Raw genomic sequence first — 3,535 nt, 5'->3', positions numbered from 1 at the left:
GAGCTCCCGAGCAACCTCGGACTCCAACCTCACTGAATGGGCCGGAGCTCCTTCGTCTGCCCGTCCGCCCCCTCACTTCGCTGAGTGAGCTCCCGAGCAACCTCGGACTCCAACCTCACTGAATTGTCCGGGCTAGAACACCCGGCCGCCCAGGATCACCACATCGGGTGAGCGCAGCACGTCGGCACCGGTACGCGGATCCTCGGCGAAGCACAGCAGATCGGCGGGGGCGCCATGCTCGAGGGCCGGCCGTCCCAACCAACTCCGGGCGTTCCAGGATGCGGCACCCAGGGCGTCGTCCGCGCTCATCCCGATGCCCTTGAGTGCCTCGACCTCGTCGGCGATCAGACCGTGGGCGACCATGCCGCCGGCATCGGTGCCGGCGTAGATCGGGATCCCGGCATCGTGGGCCGCGCCCACCCGGTCACGACAGCTGGCATACAGATCGCGCATATGGGAGGCGTAGGCCGGATACTTGGCCGCGGCTGCCGCGATTCCCGGGAAGTTCTCGATGTTGATCAGGGTCGGCACCAGCGCGGTGCCGTGCTCGAGCATCAGGGAGATGGTGTCATCGGTGATGCCGGTGCCGTGTTCAATGCAGTCGATACCGGCCTTGATCAGGCCGGGCAGAGCATCCTCGCCGAACACGTGTGCGGTGACCCGGGCGCCCTCGGCGTGCGCCGCGTCGATGGCCGCCTTCAGGATGTCGTCGGACCACAGCGGCGCCAGATCCCCGACTCCCCTGTCGATCCAGTCCCCGACGAGTTTGACCCAGCCATCCCCGAAGCGCGCCTGCTGGGCCACCACCGCAGGCAACTGGGATTCGTCCTCGATGTCGATCGGCAGACCCGGAATGTAGCGCTTGGGCTTGGCGATGTGTTTACCGGCGCGGATGATGCGCGGCAGGTCGTCGCGGTCATCCAGGAACCGGGTGTCGATCGGCGACCCTGCGTCGCGCAGCAACAGCGCGCCGACGTCCCGTTCGGCCTCGGCCTGGGTGATCGCCTCCTCATCCGAAGTCGGCCCGCCCGGCCCCAATCCGACGTGGCAGTGCGCATCGACCAGACCGGGGAGGATCCAGCCGTCGTACCCGTCAGCTCCGAACACCGTTTCGGCGTCGGAAACCGGTTCCGCGGATAGCTTTCCGTCGACCACCCACCACTGCGCCGGCTCGCCGCCGGGCAGCGACGTACCACGCAGGTGCAGGCGCATGTCTACTTCTGTCCCGGGAACTTCAGCTTGGACAGGTCGAAGTTCGCCAGCCCGGGCGGCAACTCGTCGAGACCTTTGGGCATCTGTGACAGATCCGGGAATCCGCCGGGCATTCCGGCGGCCAGCGGATTGCGTGCCTTCGGCGGCGTCGGACCACCCTTGCGGCCCTTCTGCCCCTTCTTCTTGTTGTTCTTTGCGTTCTTGCGTGCTGAACCTTTGCGGCCGAACGGCATTCCCATCTGGCCGGCCATCTGCGACATCATCTTGCGGGCTTCGAAGAACCTGTCCACCAGCTGGTTGACCTCGGACACCGACACACCGGAGCCGTTGGCGATGCGCAGCCGGCGCGACGCGTTGATGATCTTGGGATCGTCCCGCTCGGCCGGCGTCATGCCCCGGATGATCGCCTGCAGCCGGTCGAGCTGCTTGTCGTCGACGGCGGCCAGGGCGTCCTTCATCTGCCCGGCCCCCGGCAGCATCCCGAGGAGATTGCCGATCGGGCCCATCTTGCGGATCGCCAGCATCTGCTCGAGGAAGTCCTCCAGCGTCAGCTCACCCGAGCCGATCTTGGCTGCGGCCTCCTCGGCCTTCTCGGCGTCGAAGACCTGCTCGGCCTGCTCGATGAGCGACAGCACGTCACCCATACCCAGGATGCGGCCTGCCATCCGGTCGGGGTGGAAGACATCGAAGTCCTCCAGCTTCTCACCGGTGGACGCAAACAGGATCGGCACGCCGGTGACCTCGCGCACCGACAGCGCGGCACCGCCGCGGGCGTCACCGTCGAGCTTGGTCAGCACCACCCCGGTGAAACCGACACCGCTCCCGAAGGCCTCCGCGGTGGCCACCGCGTCCTGACCGATCATCGCGTCGAGGACAAACAGGGTCTCGTCGGGATTGACGGCGTCGCGGATACCCGCGGCCTGGGCCATCAGCACGTCATCGATACCGAGGCGGCCGGCGGTGTCCACGATCACCACGTCGTGGTGCTTGACTTTGGCCTCGGCCAGACCCGCGGCGGCCACCGCGACCGGGTCACCCGGGCCGGCGCCCTCGGTCTCGGAAGCACTCGGCGCGGTTCCCGGGTGCGGTGCGTACACCGCCACCCCGGCCCGCTGCCCGACGATCTGCAGCTGGTTGACCGCACCGGGACGCTGCAGGTCACATGCCACCAGCAGCGGTGTATGGCCTTGGCCCTTCAGCCATTTCGCGAGTTTGCCGGCCAAGGTGGTCTTACCGGCGCCTTGCAGGCCGGCGAGCATGATGACCGTCGGCGGAGTCTTGGCGAAGCGCAGTTGGCGGGTCTCACCACCGAGGATCCCGACGAGCTCGTCGTTGACGATCTTGACGACCTGCTGGGCCGGGTTGAGCGCACCCGAAACCTCCGCGCCTTTGGCGCGTTCCTTGATCCGGTTGATGAAGGCGCGCACGACGGGCAGAGAGACATCGGCCTCCAGCAGTGCCAGCCTGATCTCGCGGGCGGTGGCGTCGATGTCGGCGTCGGTGAGCCGACCTTTGCCGCGCAGGCCCGACAAGGCACCATTGAGCCGGTCAGACAGGGATTCAAACACGGGGTCAGCCTACTTGGCCGGACCGGCGCCGTGCCCATGACGCCCCGCCTCAACCGTTCTGGATGATCCGGCGTGCCACCTCGATCGCACGATCGATCGGCACCGCAAAACCGATACCGATGTTGCCGGCCTCGGCGCCGCCAACGGTGGCTATCGCGGTGTTCATCCCGATCACCTGTCCTTGCAGGTTGGCCAGGGGCCCACCGGAGTTACCGGGGTTGATCGACGCATCGGTTTGCAGCATCTGCTGCTCAGGCTGTGACCCCAGCCGGGCCCTGCGATCCACGGCGCTGATGATGCCCGCGGTCACGGTGCTTGCCAATCCGAGCGGGGCACCCGCCGCGATCACCGGCTGACCGATCCCGAGCCCGTTGCTGACACCCAGCGACGCCGCCGGCGGTGGGTCACCGGAGACCTCCAGCACCGCCACATCCGTGGCCGGATCGGTACCCACCACCCGGGCCGGGCTGCGGCTGCCGTCGGCCATCCGGACCAACACCCGCGCATGCCCCGCCACGACATGGCTGTTTGTCATGATCCGGCCCTGGTTGTCGATCGCAAAGCCGGAGCCCCGGCCGTTGCCGGCCGCAACCTGCACCACGCTGGGCAGCAATGCCTGCGCGGCGGCCTGGGCGTCAGGAACCGGACCCGGGGTCACCGGCGCCGCCGCGGGTGGGCTCTGCGCAAACCTCACCCCCGCATCGGCCACCAGGTAGCCGGCGCCGGCGCCGGCACTGGCCCCGACGATCAAGCAC

At 68.1% G+C, this 3,535-nt stretch carries 3 protein-coding genes; all 3 read right to left on the bottom strand.

Translation table 11 applies throughout. The features are described from left to right. Positions 1 to 132 precede the first annotated feature (132 nt). Positions 133 to 1,212: an amidohydrolase family protein gene (locus WBB07_RS02970; RefSeq protein WP_526304600.1), complete on the bottom strand. Its 1,080-nt coding sequence runs from the start codon at positions 1,210 to 1,212 to the stop codon at positions 133 to 135. A 2-nt stretch (positions 1,213 to 1,214) separates the two neighbouring features. Beyond that, positions 1,215 to 2,780: a signal recognition particle protein gene (ffh, locus tag WBB07_RS02965; RefSeq protein WP_526304598.1), complete on the bottom strand. Its 1,566-nt coding sequence runs from the start codon at positions 2,778 to 2,780 to the stop codon at positions 1,215 to 1,217. 49 nt (positions 2,781 to 2,829) lie between these two features. Then, positions 2,830 to 3,535: S1C family serine protease (locus tag WBB07_RS02960; RefSeq protein WP_526304596.1), on the bottom strand; the 706-nt coding region annotated here is incomplete at its 5' end.

The organism is Mycobacterium sp. (genome assembly GCF_049647605.1).
Classification (GTDB): domain Bacteria; phylum Actinomycetota; class Actinomycetes; order Mycobacteriales; family Mycobacteriaceae; genus Mycobacterium.
The sequence above is the reverse complement of the archived record's forward strand: the minus strand, read 5'-3'. Positions and strand labels throughout refer to the sequence as shown.